At 67.0% G+C, this 19,635-nt stretch carries 18 protein-coding genes; 8 read left to right on the top strand and 10 right to left on the bottom strand.

All coding sequences use genetic code 11. The annotated features are described in order from the left end of the window. Window positions 1-3 precede the first annotated feature (3 nt). The 6 genes from kdpB to EJI01_RS21720 all read left to right on the top strand — a co-directional run bounded on the left by kdpB (window position 4) and on the right by EJI01_RS21720 (window position 7,399). The gene (gene kdpB, locus EJI01_RS21740) at window positions 4-2,172 is read left to right on the top strand and encodes a potassium-transporting ATPase subunit KdpB (protein ID WP_260602573.1); all 2,169 of its coding nucleotides are present in this window, start codon (window positions 4-6) and stop codon (window positions 2,170-2,172) included. A gap of 10 nt (window positions 2,173-2,182) precedes the next feature. Further along, window positions 2,183-2,752: a potassium-transporting ATPase subunit KdpC gene (gene kdpC / locus EJI01_RS21735; RefSeq protein ID WP_126839212.1), complete on the top strand. Its 570-nt coding sequence runs from the start codon at window positions 2,183-2,185 to the stop codon at window positions 2,750-2,752. 255 nt (window positions 2,753-3,007) lie between these two features. Beyond that, window positions 3,008-3,145, top strand: coding sequence for a hypothetical protein (locus tag EJI01_RS28850; protein ID WP_185879004.1), 138 nt, complete (start codon window positions 3,008-3,010; stop codon window positions 3,143-3,145). Window positions 3,146-3,160: 15 nt separating this feature from the next. Beyond that, on the top strand, window positions 3,161-5,914 hold the full coding sequence (locus EJI01_RS21730; protein ID WP_126839211.1) for a DUF4118 domain-containing protein: 2,754 nt from the start codon (window positions 3,161-3,163) through the stop codon (window positions 5,912-5,914). A 3-nt stretch (window positions 5,915-5,917) separates the two neighbouring features. After that, window positions 5,918-6,610 carry a two-component system response regulator KdpE gene (kdpE, locus tag EJI01_RS21725; protein ID WP_126839210.1) on the top strand — a complete coding sequence of 231 codons (693 nt, stop codon included), beginning with the start codon at window positions 5,918-5,920 and terminating at the stop codon, window positions 6,608-6,610. A 471-nt stretch (window positions 6,611-7,081) separates the two neighbouring features. Further along, window positions 7,082-7,399 (top strand): hypothetical protein, encoded by a 318-nt coding sequence (locus EJI01_RS21720; RefSeq protein WP_126839209.1) that lies wholly within the window; start codon window positions 7,082-7,084, stop codon window positions 7,397-7,399. A gap of 389 nt (window positions 7,400-7,788) precedes the next feature. Here the strand turns inward: EJI01_RS21720 and EJI01_RS21715 are convergent, their stop codons facing one another. Then, window positions 7,789-7,986 carry a hypothetical protein gene (locus tag EJI01_RS21715; RefSeq protein ID WP_126839208.1) on the bottom strand — a complete coding sequence of 66 codons (198 nt, stop codon included), beginning with the start codon at window positions 7,984-7,986 and terminating at the stop codon, window positions 7,789-7,791. A 122-nt stretch (window positions 7,987-8,108) separates the two neighbouring features. Between EJI01_RS21715 and EJI01_RS21710 the strand changes: the two genes are divergently transcribed. Continuing rightward, window positions 8,109-9,029 carry a LysR family transcriptional regulator gene (locus EJI01_RS21710; RefSeq protein ID WP_126839207.1) on the top strand — a complete coding sequence of 307 codons (921 nt, stop codon included), beginning with the start codon at window positions 8,109-8,111 and terminating at the stop codon, window positions 9,027-9,029. Window positions 9,030-9,613: 584 nt separating this feature from the next. On the opposite strand, the gene EJI01_RS21705 is transcribed toward EJI01_RS21710, so the two are convergent. The 4 genes from EJI01_RS21705 to EJI01_RS21690 form a co-directional block, all read right to left on the bottom strand. Continuing rightward, on the bottom strand, window positions 9,614-10,123 hold the full coding sequence (locus tag EJI01_RS21705) for a hypothetical protein (RefSeq protein WP_126839206.1): 510 nt from the start codon (window positions 10,121-10,123) through the stop codon (window positions 9,614-9,616). An 89-nt stretch (window positions 10,124-10,212) separates the two neighbouring features. Continuing rightward, window positions 10,213-10,710, bottom strand: a complete 498-nt coding sequence (locus EJI01_RS21700) for a hypothetical protein (RefSeq protein ID WP_126839205.1) — start codon at window positions 10,708-10,710, stop codon at window positions 10,213-10,215. Window positions 10,711-11,064: 354 nt separating this feature from the next. Beyond that, window positions 11,065-12,045 carry a D-2-hydroxyacid dehydrogenase family protein gene (locus tag EJI01_RS21695; RefSeq protein WP_126839204.1) on the bottom strand — a complete coding sequence of 327 codons (981 nt, stop codon included), beginning with the start codon at window positions 12,043-12,045 and terminating at the stop codon, window positions 11,065-11,067. Window positions 12,046-12,293: 248 nt separating this feature from the next. After that, window positions 12,294-13,106, bottom strand: coding sequence for a BTAD domain-containing putative transcriptional regulator (locus tag EJI01_RS21690; RefSeq protein WP_126839203.1), 813 nt, complete (start codon window positions 13,104-13,106; stop codon window positions 12,294-12,296). 29 nt (window positions 13,107-13,135) lie between these two features. Between EJI01_RS21690 and EJI01_RS21685 the strand changes: the two genes are divergently transcribed. Next, complete coding sequence (locus tag EJI01_RS21685) at window positions 13,136-13,339, top strand: DUF1059 domain-containing protein (protein ID WP_126839202.1); 204 nt, start codon at window positions 13,136-13,138, stop codon at window positions 13,337-13,339. Between the two features lie 199 nt (window positions 13,340-13,538). Here the strand turns inward: EJI01_RS21685 and EJI01_RS21680 are convergent, their stop codons facing one another. The 5 genes from EJI01_RS21680 to EJI01_RS21660 all read right to left on the bottom strand — a co-directional run bounded on the left by EJI01_RS21680 (window position 13,539) and on the right by EJI01_RS21660 (window position 19,631). Continuing rightward, entirely contained in the window at window positions 13,539-14,162 is a 624-nt protein-coding gene (locus EJI01_RS21680) for a DUF3943 domain-containing protein (RefSeq protein WP_185879003.1), read from the bottom strand. 388 nt (window positions 14,163-14,550) lie between these two features. Beyond that, entirely contained in the window at window positions 14,551-15,828 is a 1,278-nt protein-coding gene (locus EJI01_RS21675) for an NAD(P)/FAD-dependent oxidoreductase (RefSeq protein ID WP_126839200.1), read from the bottom strand. A 52-nt stretch (window positions 15,829-15,880) separates the two neighbouring features. After that, on the bottom strand, window positions 15,881-16,780 hold the full coding sequence (locus EJI01_RS21670) for a GNAT family N-acetyltransferase (RefSeq protein ID WP_126839199.1): 900 nt from the start codon (window positions 16,778-16,780) through the stop codon (window positions 15,881-15,883). A 9-nt stretch (window positions 16,781-16,789) separates the two neighbouring features. Further along, window positions 16,790-18,115, bottom strand: a complete 1,326-nt coding sequence (locus EJI01_RS21665; protein WP_126839198.1) for an NAD(P)/FAD-dependent oxidoreductase — start codon at window positions 18,113-18,115, stop codon at window positions 16,790-16,792. Between the two features lie 76 nt (window positions 18,116-18,191). After that, entirely contained in the window at window positions 18,192-19,631 is a 1,440-nt protein-coding gene (locus EJI01_RS21660; protein WP_126839197.1) for an aldehyde dehydrogenase family protein, read from the bottom strand. Between the last annotated feature and the right edge of the window lie 4 nt (window positions 19,632-19,635).

The following is a 19,635-nucleotide window of genomic DNA, read 5'->3' as shown; positions in this document are numbered from 1 at the left end:
ACCATGAAAAAGATTGCCTCTCCTATCTCCCTGGGCGAGCCTGCCCAGCCGGCGGTCGTGATCGAAGCCAAGGCCTTGGCCAGGCAGAAAAAGCAGCTCTCGCTGTTCGACGCCGCGCTGGTCAAGCCCGCGCTCTGGGGCGCCTTCGCCAAGCTGAGCCCGCGCGTGCAGTGGCGCAACCCGGTGATGCTCATCGTCTACATCGGCAGCATCCTGACCACGCTGCTGTGGGTGCATGCGCTGAGCTTCCCGGGCGACACCGGCGTGCCGCCGGCCTTCGTGCTCGCGGTCTCGATCTGGCTCTGGTTCACCGTGCTGTTCGCCAATTTCGCGGAAGCCCTGGCCGAGGGCCGCAGCAAGGCGCAGGCCGCGTCGCTGCGCGGCCTGCGCAAGGACACCTGGGCCAAGAAGATGGTCGAGCCTTGCCACGGCGGGAAGTGGCTGCCTTTGCAGGCGCCCGAGCTGCGCCGCGGCGACGTGGTGCTGGTCGAGCCGCACGACGTGATCCCGCTCGACGGCGAGGTGATCGAAGGCGTGGCCTCGGTCGACGAGAGCGCGATCACCGGCGAATCCGCGCCTGTGGTGCGTGAATCGGGTGGCGATTTCTCAGCCGTTACCGGCGGCACGCGCGTGCTGTCCGACTGGTTGCTGGTGCGCATCACGGTCAACCCGGGCGAATCCTTCCTCGACCGCATGATCGGCATGGTCGAGGCCGCCAAGCGCCAGAAGACGCCGAACGAGATCGCGCTGACCATCCTGCTGGTGGCGCTGACGCTGGTGTTCCTGATGGTCACCGTCACGCTGCTACCGTACTCGATCTTCAGCGTCGATGCGATGGACGCGGGCAGCGTGGTGTCGCTCACGGCGCTGGTCGCGCTGCTGGTGTGCCTGATCCCGACCACCATCGGCGGCTTGCTGTCGGCCGTCGGCGTGGCCGGCATGAGCCGCATGATGCAGGCCAACGTGATCGCGACTTCGGGCCGCGCGGTGGAAGCCGCGGGCGACGTCGACGTGCTGCTGCTCGACAAGACCGGCACCATCACGCACGGCAACCGCCAGGCCAGCGCCTTCCTCGCGGCGCCCGGCGTCCCGCAGGACAAGCTGGCGCGTATCGCTCTGCTTGCTTCACTGCCCGACGAAACACCCGAGGGCCGCAGCATCGTCGAGCTCGCGCGCCGCGGCGGAACCGACGACCGGGGCGTGGAAGGCGCGCACTTCGTGCCCTTCACGGCCCAGACCCGCATGAGCGGCGTCGACCTGCCGGCGGCGCCGGACAGCCTGGACGCCGATGCGATCCCGCTGCGCAAGGGCGCGGTCGACGCGCTGCGCCGGCATGTGGAAGCGCTCGGCGGCTCGATGGCGCCCGAGGTGCTGCGCGCCGCCGATGAGGTCGCGCGCCGCGGCAGCACGCCGCTGGCCGTGGCCGAGGGTTCGCGCGTGCTCGGCATCGTCGAGCTGAAGGACATCGTCAAGACCGGCATCCGCGAGCGCTTCGCCGAGCTGCGCGCGATGGGCATCAAGACCGTGATGATCACCGGCGACAACAAGCTCACGGCCGCTGCGATCGCGGCCGAGGCCGGCGTCGACGATTTCCTGGCCGAGGCCACGCCCGAGGACAAGCTGGCGCTGATCCGCAAGTACCAGTCCGAAGGCCGCCTGGTCGCGATGACCGGCGACGGCACCAACGACGCGCCGGCGCTCGCGCAGGCCGACGTGGCCGTGGCCATGGGCAGCGGCACGCAGGCCGCCAAGGAGGCCGGCAATATGGTCGATCTCGATTCGAACCCGACCAAGCTGCTCGAAGTGGTCGAGACCGGCAAGGCCCTCTTGATGACGCGCGGCTCGCTCACCACCTTCTCGATCGCCAACGACGTGGCGAAGTACTTCGCCATCATCCCGGCGATCTTCGTCTCGACCTACCCGCAACTCGGCGCGCTCAACGTGATGCGGCTCGCGAGCCCCTCGTCGGCCATCCTGTCGGCGGTGATCTTCAACGCGCTCGTCATCGTGTTCCTGATCCCGCTCGCACTGAAGGGCGTGCGCTACCGGCCGGTGGGCGCCGCGGCGCTGTTGCGCCGCAACCTCGCGATCTACGGCCTGGGCGGCCTCGTCGTGCCCTTCATCGGCATCAAGCTCATCGACTGGCTGCTGGTCGCGGTCGGTCTGGTCTGAGGACATCACCATGACAAGCATTCTTCGTCCCGCGCTCGTGCTCTTCGTGCTGCTGAGCGCGCTTACCGGGCTCCTCTATCCGCTGGCCGTGACCGGCGCCGCGCAGGCGCTGTTCCCGGCACAGGCGGCCGGCAGCCTGGTCGTGCGCGACGGCAAGCCCGTCGGCTCCACGCTGATCGGGCAGAACTTCAGCGATCCGAAGCACTTCTGGGGCCGCCCCTCGGCCACCGCGCCGATGCCCTACAACGCGGGCGCATCCAGCGGCTCCAACCAGGGCCCGCTCAACCCCGCGCTGACGGAGGTGGTCAAGAGCCGCATCGAGGCGCTGCGCGCGGCCGACCCGGGCAACACGCAGGCAGTGCCGGTGGACCTGGTCACGGCTTCCGCCAGCGGACTCGACCCGCACATCAGCCCGGCCGCGGCGCGGTACCAGGCGGCGCGTGTGGCGCGCGTGCGCGGCATGCCCGCCGAGCGCCTCGAGCAGCTGATCGCGGACCATACTGAAACGCCGCTTTGGGGTGTTCTTGGCGAGCCGCGCGTGAACGTGCTCGCGCTCAATCTGGCGATGGACGCGGGATGAAGCTCACTCCCAAGCTTGCCCACTTCGTGTGGCCGCCAAACATGCCGCGGCACGGAGGCCTTGGCCCTTCCGGCCGTCCAAGCCTGCGCAGGCAGGCTTGGAGCCGCGGCCTTCAGCCCTCGCCGGGGGCAACACCAGCGGCCCGGCAAAGCCGGTTCCGCGGTGTTCCCCGAACGGGCCTCGCTTTGCTTGTCCCTGGTTCATGGGTCGTACGTGCCATGTGGTGTCATGGCTTTCCGAGAAGTGGAACTTGCCATGCACGATGATCTGTTGCATGCGCTGTGCGCGCTCGCGGCCTTCTTCATCCCGATGGGTTTCGCATGGTTCATGGTGGCGCGCACCGCGCGGCGCCACGCCCGTCGCCACAGTCGCAAGGAGCGGCGGATGCGATAACCTGCCACGCACCGCATGAATGAAATCGCCCGCCCCGACCCCGACGCGCTGCTGGCCCAGTTGCGTGCGGACGAGGAGCGCGCCCGGCGCGGCAAGTTGCGCATCTACTTCGGCGCGAGCGCCGGCGTCGGCAAGACCTGGGCCATGCTGAGCGCCGCGCAGCGTGAGCGCGCGGCCGGACGCGACGTGGTGATTGGCGTGGTCGAAACGCACGGCCGCAGCGAGACCGCGGCGCTCCTGACCGGCCTCGAAACGCTGCCGCTGCGCGACGTGCCTTACCGCGGCCGCCTGCTTGCCGAGTTCGATCTCGACGCCGCGCTCGCGCGCAAGCCGGCCGTGCTGCTGGTCGACGAACTCGCGCATTCCAACGCGCCGGGTTCGCGCCATGCCAAGCGCTGGCAGGACGTGCAGGAATTGCAGGCCGCGGGTATCGAGGTCTGGTCGGCGCTCAACGTGCAGCACCTGGAAAGCTTGAACGGCACGGTCGGCGCGATCACCGGCGTGCGCGTGCACGAGACCGTGCCCGACACGGTGCTCGACGAGGCCGACGAGGTGGTGCTGGTCGACGTCACCGCGGACGAACTCACCGCGCGGCTGGCGGCCGGCAAGGTCTACCTGCCGCAACAGGCCGATCGCGCGGCGCAGAACTTCTTCCGCAAGGGCAACCTGATCGCGCTGCGCGAGATCGCCTTGCGCCGCACCGCCGAACACGTGGAAGACGACGTGCGCGGCTGGCGCATCGAGCAATCCGGCCGCGAGGGCGAGGTCGGGCCGCCGGCATGGAACACCTCGGGTGCGCTGCTCGCCTGCGTCGGCCCGCACGAGGGCGCAGGCCAGACCGTGCGAACCGCGGCGCGCCTGGCCGGCCAGCTCAACGTGCGCTGGCATGCGGCATACGTCGAAACTCCGCGCCTGCAGCGGCTGGCTGCGCCGCAGCGCGACCGCATCCTCGCGGTGCTCCAGCTGGCCGAGGAGCTGGGCGCCGAAACCGCTGTGCTGACCGGCGTCGACGTAGCCGAGGAACTCGCCGCGCAGGCCCGGCGGCTCAACTGCGCGACGCTGGTGGTGGGCCGCGCCGAGTCGGCCCGGGGCTGGCAGCGCTGGTGGCCGCAGCGCGTGCTCACGCGCGAGCTCGCGCGCCATGCGCCGGGCATCGACATCGTCGAGGTCGCGCGCGCCGACAGCGCGCGCCGCATCTCTCATATGCGCCCCGGCGGCCGCCGCCGCGACCCCGAGGTGGAGGACAGCGACCGCCCGCATGCGCGCTGGCCCGGCTATGCCTGGGCGGCCGCCAGCAGCGTCGCGATCACGCTGCTCGCCGCGCCGCTGGTCGGCGTGCTGGAGCTGGCCAACATGGTGATGCTGTTCCTGCTGGGCGTGGTCGGCGTCGCGATGCGCTTCGGCCGTGGGCCCGCGGCCTTCGCCGCCATGCTCAATGTGGCAGCCTTTGACGTGTTTTTTGTGCCCCCGCGCTTCTCCTTCGCGGTCAGCGATGTGCAGTATGTCGTGACCTTCGCCGTCATGCTCGGCGTCGGCCTCCTGGTCGGCCAGCTCACCGCCGGCCTGCGCTTCGCGGCCGGCGTGTCGACCAGCCGCGAGCGGCGCGCGCAGTCGCTTTTCGAGCTCACGCGCGAGCTCTCTGCGGCACTCGAAGCCAACCAGGTCGTAACGCTCGGTGCGGCCGCGGTGCAAGGCCACTTCGGCGGCCACGCGCTGGTGCTGGTGCCCGACGCATCCGACCGCCTCGTGATGCCCGCCCAGCCGCCGGCCGGCTTCGATGCCAGCGTGGCCGACTGGACCTTCAGGCAAGGCCAGCCTGCCGGCCTCGCGACCGCCACGCTGGCCGCGCAGCCCTGGCACTACGTGCCGCTCAAGGCGCCGATGCGCGTGCGCGGCGTGCTCGCGCTCGAGCCGGCACAGCCGCGCTGGCTTCTGATCCCCGAGCAGGCGCAGCAGCTCGACACGCTGGCGCGCCAGATCGCGATCGCGCTGGAGCGGGTGCACTACGTCGACGTGGCGCAGCAGGCGGTGGTCGAGATGGAATCGGAGCGGCTGCGCAATGCGCTGCTCGGCGCGATCTCGCACGATGTGCGTACGCCCCTCACCGCGCTGATCGCGCTCGCCGAATCGCTGCAGGCGCTGCCGGAGGCGCCCGGCGATCAGCGCCGCATCGCGCTCGCCATCGTCGCGCAGGCGCACCAGCTGCATGCGCTGGTCAACAACCTGCTGGACATGGCGCGGCTCGAAAGCGGCATCGCCGGCGGCGCGGTCAACCTCCGGCGCGAGTGGCAGTCGGTGGAGGAGGTGGTCGGCTCGGCCATCCGCGCCGCGCGGCCCGCGCTCGGCGACATGGCGGTGCAGACCGCGCTGCCGGCCGAGCTGCCGCTGGTCGAGTTCGACGCAGTGCTGATCGAGCGCGTGCTGGTCAACCTGCTCGAAAACGCCGTGAAGTACGGCGCGGCGCCGATCGAGGTCGGCGCGCGCGCCACCGAGCGCGCGCTGGTGCTCGCCGTACGCGACCACGGCCCGGGGCTGCCGGCCGCGCTCAAGGGCCGCGAGCAGACGCTGTTCGACAAGTTCACGCGCGGCCAGGCCGAATCGGCCACGCCGGGCGTCGGGCTCGGCCTTGCGATCTGCAAGGCGGTGGTGAGCGCCCATGGCGGCGAGATCGGGGCGGCCAACGCGGCCGGCGGCGGGGCAGAATTCACCGTCACGCTGCCGCGCCGGGATCCACCCGAGCCGGCAGAGTCGAGCGACATCAGCGCCTGAACCATGCCCAACCCCACCGCCATCGTGATCGAGGACGAGCCGCAGATCCGCCGCTTCGTGCGCGGCGCGCTCGAGGCCGAGGGCTGGCAGGTACACGAGGCCGCGACGCTGCGGGAGGGCCTGGCCGCGGCCGGAACGCGCCAGCCCGACCTGCTGGTGCTCGACCTCGGGCTGCCCGACGGCGACGGCGTCTCGCTGATCCGCGACGTGCGCGGCTGGTCGGGCGTGCCGATCATCGTGCTCTCGGCGCGCACCGACGAGGCCGACAAGATCGCCGCCCTCGATGCCGGTGCCGACGACTACCTGACCAAGCCCTTCGGCACCGGCGAACTGCTTGCCCGCGTGCGCGCCAACCTGCGCCGGCGGCGCACGGCCAACGGCGGCGAAGAGCCCGAGCCGGTGTTCCGCTTCGGCGAGGTCGAGGTCGACCGCACAGCGCGCCTGGTGCGGCGCGCCGGCGCCGAGGTGCACCTCACGCCCACCGAGTACCGGCTGCTCTCGGTACTGGTCGCCAATGCCGGCCGCGTGCTCACGCAGCGCCAGCTGCTGCGCGAGGTGTGGGGTCCCTCGCACGGCGAGCAAAGCCACTACCTGCGCATCTACATGGGCCATCTGCGGCAGAAGCTCGAAGCCGATCCAGCGCAGCCGCGCTACCTCCTGACTGAAACTGGCGTGGGCTATCGTCTCGCCATCTAAAACAAAACCAACGAATGGACCGGGGCCGGTGGCGCGCGCGGAGCCGAACGAAGACGAGACCGGTATAGATGACGCCCTTGATCACGAAGCTTGTCCACGCGCGGCTGCCCGTGGGAAGCGCTGGCAGGTTGGCAAAGGGCGCGAGCATGACGGTGCCGACGCACACCTGCGGAGCCGTCGCCGCTCGGCGTCTTGAGATGCGCAGCCTCGACTGCGCGATGGAGCCGGACTTCGCGCGCCGGCGTCGCGGCGCGCAGAGCCTGCCGGAAGATTCAGCACATGCACATGCACATGCACATGCACGTGCTCATGTAAAAGCCTGCTGCACCGCAATGGCACAAACAGACTGGCGTCGCGCGCCGGGCTGGCCTACAGTGGCCTTTCAGCACCATGAGGAACTGCCAAATGCCGATTCGTACTGCGTCATTGACCAAGAGGATCTCGGCCAACGGCCAAGCGCTGCATCGCGCGATGAAGGCCCGGATGGAAGCTGGAGGGGCGGACAAAGAGCCGTCCGAAGCCGAGTCCGCCCTGATCGAGGAGCGCCGGCTGCTCAAGGAGGAGCGGGACAAGCGCAAGGCGCAGGCGCTGCAACCCAGGCCGAGCGCCCTCGAGCGGCTGATGCGAACGCATCATCCCCAGGCCAAGGACAAGAAGGTCAGGAAGGAAACGCCGGCCGCCAATGAAGCAAAGAAACCCAAGCCGCGCAGAACGCGCGCCGAGAAGCACGCGGAGAAGGCCGCGGCGCTGGACGCCGCGCGCAGGTCGCCGAAGAAGGCGGCGAAGTGACCCAGGTGGCGCGTGCATCTGCTGCGTCGGTCGTGTTCGGCTGGACAAAGGGCCGAATGCCCCCGTGGTTGCCTCGCCGCGCGAGGGCAGTGCAGCGCTTCGGCGCGTTCGACCACTTCGGCTAGGGCCTGTTAACGCTATTTGCGGGGTCGCGAAGGCCTGCCAGGGCGGGCCAATCAAGGCGCGCGACGCCGTGCGTGCGTCGGCACGCACAAGGAGCGCAACGCCGAGTGGCGCGCCCTGGCAGGCCTTCCCTGCGGGTTGCCCAGCCAAGGGGCCGTCTGCGGCGTTGCCCGCGCTTGCAAGGCGTGAGCCTTGCTGCGCGCGGGCGCCTTGCATCCAGCCCCTTGGCTGGGCAACGCGATCCCCGCAAATAGCGTTAACAGGCCCTAGACCCTCTTCGGGCCCATGCGCGCTACACCGCGCAGCCGGCATTGCCGCGCCATGCCGTGCAGTGCACGGCGCGCCGCGCTACCGACGCCGCGCCAGAAATCGTCGATCGCCGCGCGGCGCAGCACCGCCGCATAGGCCTTGGCCTGCACCATCAGCTGACCGTCGTCGCCCCGGTTCGGATCGGTGTTGTTCATGGTGTGTTCCTTTCGTTGCTCGCGGTGCAGCCACTCTAGGAGCCGCTCGGGCGCGGCGAAACGGGGCGCGGCGCAAAGCGCCTTTGCGCGGCGTGCAAGGCCGGTTGGCTACCATCGTGCGCATGCGGGAACTGCACCTCGACGATCTGTACCTGTTCACGCGCGTGGCGCTGTGCGGCACGCTGTCGGCCGTCGCGCGCGAGCGCGATGTGCCCGTGAGCCAGATCTCGCGCACGCTGGCGCGCATCGAGAAGGCCTGCGGCGCGCGGCTCATCCACCGCTCGACGCACGGGCTGTCGCTCACCGCCGAGGGCCAGACCTTCCTGGTCCACTGCGAGCGCATGCTCGAAACGCTCGACGAGCTCGAGGGCGAATTCGCCGGCAGCGCGGCAGAGGTCGGCGGGCTGGTGCGGGTCACGGCCAGCACCGTGCTGGCGCAGCACCAGCTCGTACCCAGCCTCTGCGGGCTGCATGCGCGGCATCCGCGCCTGCGCGTCGAACTCGTCGTAGGCGACCAGATGCTCGATCTCGCGCGCGACGGCATCGACATTGCGGTGCGCACCGCGAGTGCCGAGAACCCGCTGCCCGATGCCGCGGTGGCGCGGCGCATCGGCACGCTGACGCGCGCGCTCTATGCGGCGCCGGCCTACCTGGCCGCGGCGGGGCTGCCCGCACGGCCTGAGGACCTGCGTATGCACCGGCTCGTCACCAACGGCCTCGTGACGCCGCTCAACCGCTGGCCCTTCGTGGTCGAGAGCAAGCCGCAGCTGATCGTGGCCGAGGGGCACTGGCGTACCAACGACACCAACATGGCGGCCACGATGGTGCTGCAGGGCCTGGGCATCGGGCGGCTCGCGACGCTGGTGGGCGATCCGCTGGTGCGGCAGAAGCTGCTGGTGCCGGTGCTGGCGGAGTTCGTCGATGCGCGCAGCGAGGTGCCGGTGTTCGCGGTCACCGCGCGCCAGCGCCACCGCCTGCCGAAGATCAGGGCGTGCATCGACTACTGGGCCGAGTGGCTGGGCGGCCCGCCCTCCGCCGCCTGATCCGCAGGCAGCGCGGCCGCCGCTCGCGTGCATGGCCACCATTGGCTTCGCCCATGAATTTTCCGTCCTCGATGCCCGCGCCGGCCTTCGGTGCAATTCCTTCCTGGAATCCATATTGCAGCGCCAGCCGACCCGGGCCGAAGATCCCTCAGGTGTTGAGGAAGCAGCGAGTCGTAGCCATCATCCGCACGCTTCTTGTCGAGTTGACCGACGGCGCGTGCAAAAGACGAAGGTCCATCAGGAAGACGTCACCTGCGCGGCCGGACATCTCCACGGGATGCAAGCGCTGCTCGGCCGGCGGTGGGTGATGCAGACAAGCAGCGCGGCAGCCTGCTCCTTGCGAGGTCCAGCTGCCTGACTACGATTTATAAGCCTATAGCCAAAACGCACGCACCGTTCCCGGCACAGCGCCCGGATGGGAGCACGTGGCGGCGGGAGAGCCGAGCAGAAGGCCGTAGCGGTGTTTATAGAGGCGGCCGGCCTGACTGGGAGAGCATCATGACGACCGCAAACAGCCGGTTAGGGCCCGCCACCACGAGAACGGCACGGTGTTGTCCGAAGGCCAGTACGACGAGCCAGCCGCTTCACTCTGCCGCTACGGCTCGGGCAGGACGTTGAATGATGGAGTCCGAGGCGGCATAGCCGCCGCCCCTGAGCAAGCTGGTGTCCGTCGATTGGAACTTGCAGAAGGCCGGCACCGGCGTGAGGGATCTGCTCATGCCGAAGCCGAATCTCAAGGCGCGCTCCTGATTTGGCTCGATCGTGACGGTGGTCACGGCGTCCGGAATGGGGGCGCCGTCCGGCTGAGTTTCCTCAGTGTGGTAGGTGACGGTCACTTCCCTGGCGACAGCGCCCAGGTTCAAGAGCGCACACGCACCAGTTTGATTGGTCTCCAGGAAGAAGGGTGGCGTTGCCAGGACCGTCGGCGCCCGTTTGCCCGCGCCGCCGGAGCGTTCGGGATGGCCTTCGTTCGGGTCGGCCGATGCGGGAATCGATGTCACCATCGATCCGATGGCCGCCAAGGCGCATGCGGCCGCCCGATGAGCGAATCCGCGCTTTGTGCGTCGTGCTGCCGAAAAAATCAGGTTGTTCATGACTGGGCCTCCATCTGAACTGCCGCGATCGGGACTGACTCGGATCTGCGGCGAAGTCGAGTCGGGGTGCATGCGAATACCGACGGGCTTCACTGGGCCACGATGGTGCTGAGAATGCGATCTCCATCCCGGATCGCGGCGCTCGCCCGGAGCACGCTGGTGTCTGCCGATTCAAAAACGCACCAGTTCCCCGTAGGAAAAGGCACCACTCTCGGGACGCTGAATCCAAAGGACCGGATGCGCCCTGGCGGCAGTGTGATGGTCTCGACAATGTCCGGAAAGGGGCCTCCCCCGCCGATGAGCCTGAACTCCGTGTGCATAGTCACAGTGACTTGCTGGGGTGCCGTGCCCACGTTCGCGACCGAGCAGATGAAACCCTCGAGGTTGTTCCAGTACAGCGGTGGCGTCGCCAGGAGCGTCGGCGGCTTCTTGCGCGATCCGCGGTCGTCATCTGCGCGTTCGTTCTGGTCGGCCGATGCGGGGATCGATGCCGCCATCAATCCGAGGGCAGCCGCGGCGCAGGCGGCCACCCCATGCGCAAGCCGGTGGCCCGTGCCGCGCGCGGCTGAGGGAACAAGCTCTTTCATGGCTCGATCTCCAACTGAGGTGCCGCGGGGCGGACGACTCGAATGTGCGGCGGAAGTCGAGCCGGGGCTCACGTTGCTGGCCGGACGACGACGGGGGTCGTCGAGATGGACATGCCCGTGGTAGCGAAAGTGTAGGCGTCGCTGGATGGAGTTCAAGCTCAGAACTGGGTCGACAGCCAAGGTCGTTTTTCCCGGTTGAGTGGTCTCGGCACCCAGTCCGGAGTTGACGATCTGTTCACCCGGCGGGGGATAAGGGATGTGGAAAACAAGGGGGTGAATCGCTGAACCCCGACGCCGTGCGGCGTGCGGCTGGGTGGCCCGTCGACACCGAGTCGTCGAAACCGGCTCTGCTTCTCATCGACGCCGACTCAGGACCTCAGGGTTCACCACGTTGATCGGGTTGCCGGCAGCGTACGCAACGATTTGATCGAAGACGTCCGTGAACTGGACTTCGTACTCGTCGCGCGACACGTAGCCGATGTGAGGCGTGCAGATCACGTTGTCCAGCTCCAGCAGCGGATGGCGCGGATCCCGCACGGGCTCGTCTTCGTAGACGTCGACCGCAGCGCCGCCGGGTCGCCCGGCCTTCAATGCTGCAACCAGCGCCCCCGGCGCGATCAGGGCGGCGCGGCTGGTGTTGACCAGCAGCGCCGACGGCTTCATGCGCGCCAGGTCCTCGGCGCCGACGATGCCGCGTGTGCGGTCGACCAGGCGCAGATGCAGGCTCAGTACATCGCATCGGCTGAAGAAATCGGCCTGGCTCTCGGCAACGCGAAAGCCATCCGCGCGTGCGCGGGCCAGCGACGCTTCGCTCGACCAGATCAGCACCTCCATGCCGAACGCCCTCGCGTAACGGGCGACCTCGCTGCCGATGCGGCCGTATCCGAACACGCCCAGGGTCTTGCCTCGCAGCGTGGTGCCCACGCCGATCTGCCAGCGTCCGGCCTTCATCGCGGCCACCTGCTGAGGGATCTGGCGCGCCGCGGCAAGCACGAGCGCCCAGGTCAGCTCCGCTGCCGCGTAGGAGGGCGTGCCGGGATGCTGGCTCGACGACACCACGATGCCAAGCCTGGTGCAGGCATCGACGTCGATATGGGGAAACACGCTGCGTTGGCTGATCAGACGCAGCTTCGGCAAGCGCGCGAGCAGCGGTGCGCGAATTTGGGTCCGCTCGCGAATCAGCACCAGCGCCTCGGTGTCGCGCAGGCGCTGCGAGAGCCCTTCGTCGTCCTGAACGTGGTCGTTCCAGACCGTGACTTGATGGCCCTCGAGCTTGCGGAAGCACTCCAGGGTGCGCAGCGTGTCGAAGTAGTCGTCGAGGATGGTGATTCGCATGGCTGGGCTCCAATCGATGGCTGACCGTTTGCCGGCGACGCGCGATGCGGTCGAGCGCAGAAGATTAGCAGCTCGTCGTGCAAAGCTTGCCTGCACGAGCTGGCCGTCGGTGGGCCACGCTCCTTCGAGCTGCCGCCGAAGGATGTCCTGGTACTTCAGGAGATCCTGCCAGGCACGATCTCCGATAGCCGCCGCGAGCTCAGTCGAGCCGGCGATGTCGGTGAACAGGACGGTCTTCAGTTCGCGCGCTACGCCCCTCGGCGCGCGGTGTCGCCCTGGAGAAGCCGCTTGTGAACGGCCAGCGTCGCGGGACTGGGGGAGACGCCGAGCTCGTCGGACAGCAATCGGCGCAAGCGCTCGTAGATCAGCAGCGCCTCGGCGACATTGCCTTGGAGCGAAAGGATTTCCATCATGAAGCGGTATCCCGATTCCCGGTAGGGCGCCAGTTTCATCAGCGCGCGCGCCGAACGCGCGGCCGATGCCAGCTCGCTCCGGCGCAGTGCGAGACCGGTGACGGCGACGCACTCGTGGGCTCGGAGCAGGACGTCTTCGATCTGTTCGCGGGTCGCGTCGACCCAGGGTGCGTCATAGCCTGGAAGAAAGGGCCGCATGGCAATGTGCAAGGCCACGCGGGCCGGCCCCCATGCTGCCGTCCAATCCTGGCGCGAGACGGCAGACTCCGCCCGATGCAGTCCCTCGAGGGCGGCTTCCAAGTCGATCCAAGCATCGGCGGGAAGCACCAGCCGCAGCTCCTGCTTTCCGACTACGGCGTGCGTGCCCAGCACCCCTCGGAGCTTGGTGAGCAAGGCGCTGAGTGCCGCGTCGGCAGCAGGCGGAGGATTGTTCGGCCAGAGCGCGTTCGTGAGCTGCGATCGAGTAACGGCGTGCCTGCGTTGCGCTGCGAGATAGGCGAAGAGAAGCCGGCCTTGCCGCCCCGGCAAAAGTTCTTCGATGCGCCGTCCCTCGAGCTTGGCCACCAGGCGGCCGCACAGCTGGATCCGCGTTTCCGCCCCGGGCGCCAATGTTTCGCCAAGGTTTTCTCCATCCTCGTCTGGCACCATACTGACACCCCCGTTGAAAGGAGGAAGACATGGCAAAGCTGATCAACTGCGAATGCGGCGAAGCGGTCCGTGGCTCCACCGATGAGGAACTTCTCGCGGCAGTACAGGCGCATGTGAACCGCGACCATCCTGAATTGATCGGGAAGCTCTCGTCCCAGGACATTCTAAGTATGGCCGAGGAGGACGACGACGACGCGAAGGACGCCAAGCGCACGTCGTCATCGTCGGGCTGAGGCGGGGCCGGCTTGATCGGGCGGCACCCGTGGCAGCTCGCAAAACCGCGGTAGCTCGCGATGCTCCATCCGAGATCGCCGCAAAGCTCAGGCCGCCGCAGCCCAGCTGACGAGCGAGAAGCCGCGCACCGTCGATGCGGACGGTGCCTCGTCCGCCGCCTGATGAAGCATTGAGCGACTGCTGTCAGGCTTCAAATCGCTACCAGCGCACCTGCAGTTGCAGGCCCCAGCTCACAGCTCTCGGGCTGGTGCGGTGCGGCCCTGGCCAGCTGCCTCGGCCTTCGGCAAGCGCTGCCGCCGCCGCGGGTGCTGACGGGCCGATCGGCCGGATGGGCGCCAGGCTGATCTGGGTTTCGACGCCGAAGATTCGATCGGTCAGGCCATTGAGCGCGCCCAGAGGGTCGGTGAGGACCAGTGCGACCTTGTCCATGGCGTCGAGCTCGCCCGGCTTCGCCTTGATCGACTCGCGGATGGGCGAGAACACGTACTCCCCGAGCAGCCAGCCCGCCAGGGGCGTGATGACGAGGTCCTGGTAGGAGACCGGCTCGAACAAGGCCTCGGCGCCGAATTCGTAGACCGCCGAGAGCAAGGCGGAGTAGCCCAGGGACTGCCAGCGGTCCAGGCCGCGCTCCCGGGCCCGGATGTAGTACGCCGCACCCCAATAGGGATGGAGCACGTAGTTGACGAAATGATTGTCCCGGTCCCAGACCGGGTTCGTGACGTTGTCGCGCCACTTGCCGTAGCTCGCGCCGCTCCGGTCGAAACGCGTCTGCTCGGCCGGTAGCGCGTAGAGCACGGCGATCGTCGCAGCCTGATAGCCCACGAAGTACCAGGTGTCGCGCCGAAGGCCTTCCCAGTCCGCGCTTGCGATGACGGGGGGCTCCGTCGCAGCGGAGAGTTCGAGGATTTCATTCCTGGTCTCTGCGGGGGCGCAGGAAACCGACCTCGCAAGCCATGGCGATAGTGCTAGAACGGCAAGAACGGCGAAAACGAAGGGGCTTCGCGACATTCAGGATTCAATGCGGAGTATGGCAGTCGCCGGTCGAACTGGAAAGGCCGCCTCCTCAGCCCAGATAGTCGGTGAAGGGCTGGCAGTGCCGCCTTGGCGGAGGACGATGTCGGTGCGCAGCAGGCGGCCCCGGGCGCGGTGGCCGATGTCAGTGCTCGATGCCGTGGCTCCGCTGCCTGGGGCGCATCGTCGCCGAAGGTACTCAGCGCACCAGATCCTGGAAACGGTAATAAGCGCCGACGATAGGAAGAAACCATGGCTTGCCGAAATGGCCGGGAATCGCCGGCCAATCGAAATCCCGCCATGGGTTCAGGTCCGCGCGGCCATCCAGCACCTCCGCCATGATCGCGCCCATGTAGGTCGACATATGGGTTCCGTGCCCACTGTAGCCCATGGAATAGAAAAGGCCGTTGCGCTCTCCGGCCCGCGGCAAGCGATCGCGTGTCATATCGACCATGCCGCCCCAGCAGTAATCGATGCGGGTATCTCTCAGCTCGGGGAAGACTTCCACGAGTGATCGTTGCAGGATGGCGCCGCTCTTCATGTCCGATTCGGGGTTGGTCGTCGCAAAACGCGCGCGGCCACCGAACAGCAAGCGGTTGTCCGGTGTGACGCGGAAGTAGTTGACGAAGTTTTTCGTGTCCGTCGTCATTCGGCGCCGCGGCGTTAGCCGATCGAGCACTTCGACCGACAGCGGTTCGGTCACGATGATGAATGCACCCACGGGCACGATGCGACGACGGAACCAGGCCAATGGCCCCACGGTCGACGTACCGGTCGCAAGCAGCACCTGTTTGGCGCGGATGCTGCCCTTAGGTGTTTCGATCTGATGCACTGAACCGGCTTGGCGTTTGAGGCCAAGGACGGGCGCATTCTCGTAGATGCGCACGCCGCGCTTCGCTGCCGCCACGGCAAGGCCGTGGCCATAACGGCCCACGTGCATGCCTGCGCTCTTGCGGAAGACCAGACCGCCAAAATACTGATCCGACCCGATCTCGTTCCGCAGTTCTGCCCGCGTCACCATATAGGTGTCTGGATCGCATTCCTTCTCCATCAGTGCCTGCGAGCGGGCCAGCTTGTCGTAGTGCTCTGGCTTGGCAGCGAGCTTGAGCTTGCCGACACGCTTGAAATCACAGTCGATGCCTTCCTCCGCGATCAGCGACTCCACTTTGCAAACGCCCGCGTCGAAAGCGCGATAGAGCATGTTGGCGCGCTCTCGCCCGAGTCTGTTCGACAAAGCGCAATAGTCCTGTGCGAAGCCGTTATTGCACATGCCGCCGTTGCGACCGGAAGCAGCATTGCCCACGGTTCCGACGTCGAACATTGCAACGCTTGCGCCTTTCTTCGCCAGTGCGATTGCTGCGGACAAACCGGTAAAGCCTGCACCAACCACCGCCACATCGACGTTGCCGCTGGGCGCCTCCGTCTGCCCATCGGTGAATTTCGGCGAGGTATCGAGCCAGTAGGGCATCAGTTTCATATTCAAATTTCCATCATCGCGGAGGACGCATTTGCATGGATGAGTCGGCGAGTCAGCCGAACGACTGGTTGGAAAGGGCAAACAGGCGCACGCCCACATCAGCATCGATCGGGCGAGCCTGGGTGTCGCGCACCATTGGCACTGCATGGCCGACGCAGGGCAGCCCTATGTCGGTCAGCCATGCAGAGAGACCGCTGCTCTCGGTCACGTCAATGCGAAGGAACCGGCCGCGGGCTCGGCCGGCGAGTGCGGCGATGAGGTCCATCGCATCAGCAGCACTACTTGCTCCCGTTGCGACCACCGGCCCGATCACCACGCCATGTCCAAATTCCCGCGCGCACGCGTAAGCCGACACACCGACGCCCCGATCGATGACCATCGTCGTCCCGGCTCCGAACAATGCATCCAACAATGCAGTCCGGTCCATCCCCGTGGCGGCCAGGTCCAACCGGCGCACCCTTTCGCCATCTCCTGCTTGGATGGGACGTACGCCCGCCGGTGTGGGGGCAAGAACGGTTTCCGCGGGCAGTACGGCCTGATGCTGGAACACCTGCCCGCGGGCGACGAACCCGAGTTGCGTGTAGAGCGGGAGCCCCTCCTGAGTGGAGTTCAGGAAAACCGTACGGTTGCTCGTTTCACGGAGCAACTGTCCCATCAAGGCACGCCCTAGGCCTCGCCCTTGCATGCCTGGGTCAACGATGATCATGCCCACCGAGGCATGGGTCTCGCCATAGGGCCACCACATCGCCGTGGCGACCAGCCGGCCATCGACTTCCGCCGCGAACCCGCTGCCGAGATCGAACGCGAAGCGCCAGTCGGCCTCGCGATATGGCCATCCCAGCGCGGAGGATTGTCTGACCGCGTCCGGCAAGTGATCGACGCGCAGCGCGGTCAGGTGCGGCGCCATTTTGTCCGCCGGTGCGTGCAGGCCACGGGAGGGATCGAACGTCATGGGCTAGCTCTAGAAGTCCGCGACCTTGCCCCACGCCGAAGACAGGAATCTGTCCGGGTGGTACGGGCGGGGATCGACGAGGGGTTCGGCGCCGCTGACGATGTCGGCAATCAGATGGCCGGCCCCAGGGCCAATACCGAAGCCATGGCCACTGAACCCGGCCGCCAGCACGAGTCCACGCAGGCTCGACATCTCGCCGATGCCCGGGACGCCGTCAGGCGTGCTGTCCACATAGCCGGCCCAGGCTGCCGTGACCGAACTCTCCATCAGCATCGGCACCATCTCTACCGCACGCTTGTACGTCAGGTGAACAACCGATGCGTCCACCTTCGGATCGAGAATGCGCATCCGCTCCATCGGCGTCGGCTTGTCGAGCCGCCAGCGAAACCAGCCTTCATGGCCCGAGCGGACGCCTTCCAGTCCGCCGGGCGCTAGATTGCGCCATCTCCGTTGGAACATGGGCAGGAACTGCGGTGCGAAACGGAGAAGTTGCGGCGTTGGGTCAACGCGTCCTCGACCGCTGATGGCCAAGGTATATCCGCCGTCCACACGCCGCGTCATGGAAACGTTGGTCGTGTGGAGCGCAGCCGGCATCTCCTTGCCACTCTTGGCAACCGACAGCACCGTCTGCCGGATCGCAGCCTGGGGAAACCGAATGCCATGCTGGCGACAGAACGAGGATGCCCAGGCTCCTCCGGCAAGCACCGCGACCTTGGTGCGGATCGTTCCATTCTCGGTGACCACTGCCGAGAGCCGACCGCCCTCAGTCTCGACGCCCCGCGCCGCGCAGCCCTGGTGTACCGTGCCGCCAAGTCTCATGACGGCCCGCGCTACGGCAGGGGCAGCACGGGATGGGTCCGCAATGCCGTCGGTAGGAGCAAAGACACCGCCTTTCCAAGGCTTGCCGGTCGCCCGACCGCGTTGCGCCGCCTCGTCCGCGGTGAGCATCTGGGTTTTCACGTCGACGGTGCGCGCAAACTCCCCCCAGCGAGCCCAGCCGGCCAATTCCTTTTCGCTGTTACTGAGATAGAGCAATCCGCATCTCTGGAACCCCGTCACTTCGCCGGTTTCTGCCGCGAATTGTTCCCACAGGTCCAGGCTCTTTGTTGCCATCGGCAATTCGCGAGCATCTCGGTTCTGCTGACGGCACCAACCCCAGTTCCGGCTCGATTGTTCAGCGCCGACACGCCCCTTTTCCACGAGCGCGACCTTCATCCCGCGCTTTGCCATGTAGTAGGCAGCAAAAACTCCGATGATGCCGCCGCCAATCACGACCACGTCGGCGTGCGTCGGCAGATCCAGACTGGACTCGACGGGAAATAGAGGTGCAGGCATTCGCGGGATGTCCGTTAAGGGTCAGTGAACTGAAAACATGTTTGCTTTCACTTGTCGACAGATCTTGGAGGCGAGATCAATAGCCAATGACTGCCTTGGTTTCAAGATATTCCTCGAGCCCGTGAACACCGTATTCGCGGCCGTTGCCTGACCGCTTGTATCCGCCGAACGGGGCATGGCTGCTCCATGCCGGGTAGTTGATATGCACTTGGCCGGCGCGGAGCTGCGCCGCCACCCGCTGTGCCCGCTCCCGGTCACCAGACTGCACGCTTGCACTGAGACCATAGACCGTATCGTTCGCAATCGCGATGGCTTCAGCCTCATCTTGGTAAGGCATGATGACCAGCACGGGGCCGAATATCTCTTCCCGCGCCACTCTCATATCGGGCGTCACATCGGAAAACACCGTCGGCCGAACAAAGTAGCCTTGCGCCAAACCGACAGGCCTGCCCAGACCGCCGCAGATCAGCTTGGCGCCGTCGTCGATTCCGCTGGCGATCATCGCCTGCACCCTTGCGTATTGCGCGGCATTCGCAATCGGACCCATCGATGTCTTTTCATTGCGCGGATCACCGACCGTGATACCAGCCGCGGCTGCAACTGCCAATGCTTCCACCTCGGCCAGGCGCGACGCGGGCACTAGCATCCGCGTCGGTGCACTGCATGACTGGCCTGCGTTGCGCATTCCTGCCAGCACGCCCTTTGCTACTCCTTGTTCGAAATCAGCGTCGTCGAGAAACAAGTTAGGCGACTTGCCGCCCAATTCCTGCACGACGCGCTTGACCGTCACCGCAGCCGCCTGGGCCACGAGGACACCCGCACGGGTCGATCCTGTGATGGAGATCATGTCGATATCGGGATGCGCCGCCAACGCGGCACCGACGACCTCACCCGTGCCACCGACCAGGTTGAACACACCGGGCGGCGCGCCGGCATCGTGCATCACTTGCGCGAAGAGCTGCGCGCTGTACGGCGACAGTTCGCTGGGCTTCAGGACAATCGTGCAGCCGGCAGCGATCGCCGGCGCGACCTTGGCGGTGAGCTGATACAGCGGCCAATTCCATGGCGTGATCAGCGCGCATACGCCGATCGGCTCTTTCGAAATAGCGATGCCGCCCTCGATGGAAAGAAATTTGTAGCGTTGCAGCACTTCCATCTGAGCGCGAACATGCGCGATCGCAAAAGGCACATGGGCGGTTCTGGCGAATCCAATGGGCGCGCCCATCTCCGTCACGATGGCTTGCGCGAACAGTTCCGCACGCTCTTCCAGCAGCGCCAGAATTCGGCCCAGCAGCGCAAGCCGCTCGTCGACCGTGCTTCGTGAGAACGTTTCAAAAGCGCGTCGGGCTGCAGCGACGGCAAGGTCGACATCCATCGACGAACCGGCTGCGACATGCCCAACGATCTCTTCGGAAAACGGATCGACGACCGCGATGCTTGCGGCACGGGTACGGTCCTGCCAGGACCCATCAATGTAAAAACGGGAGTCCTCCCAGCTGTGCTTATCGGCTGCCATGGTC

The organism is Variovorax sp. MHTC-1, assembly GCF_003984645.1.
Classification (GTDB): Bacteria; Pseudomonadota; Gammaproteobacteria; order Burkholderiales; family Burkholderiaceae_C; genus Variovorax.
This window is presented reverse-complemented; position numbering and strand designations above follow the sequence as displayed.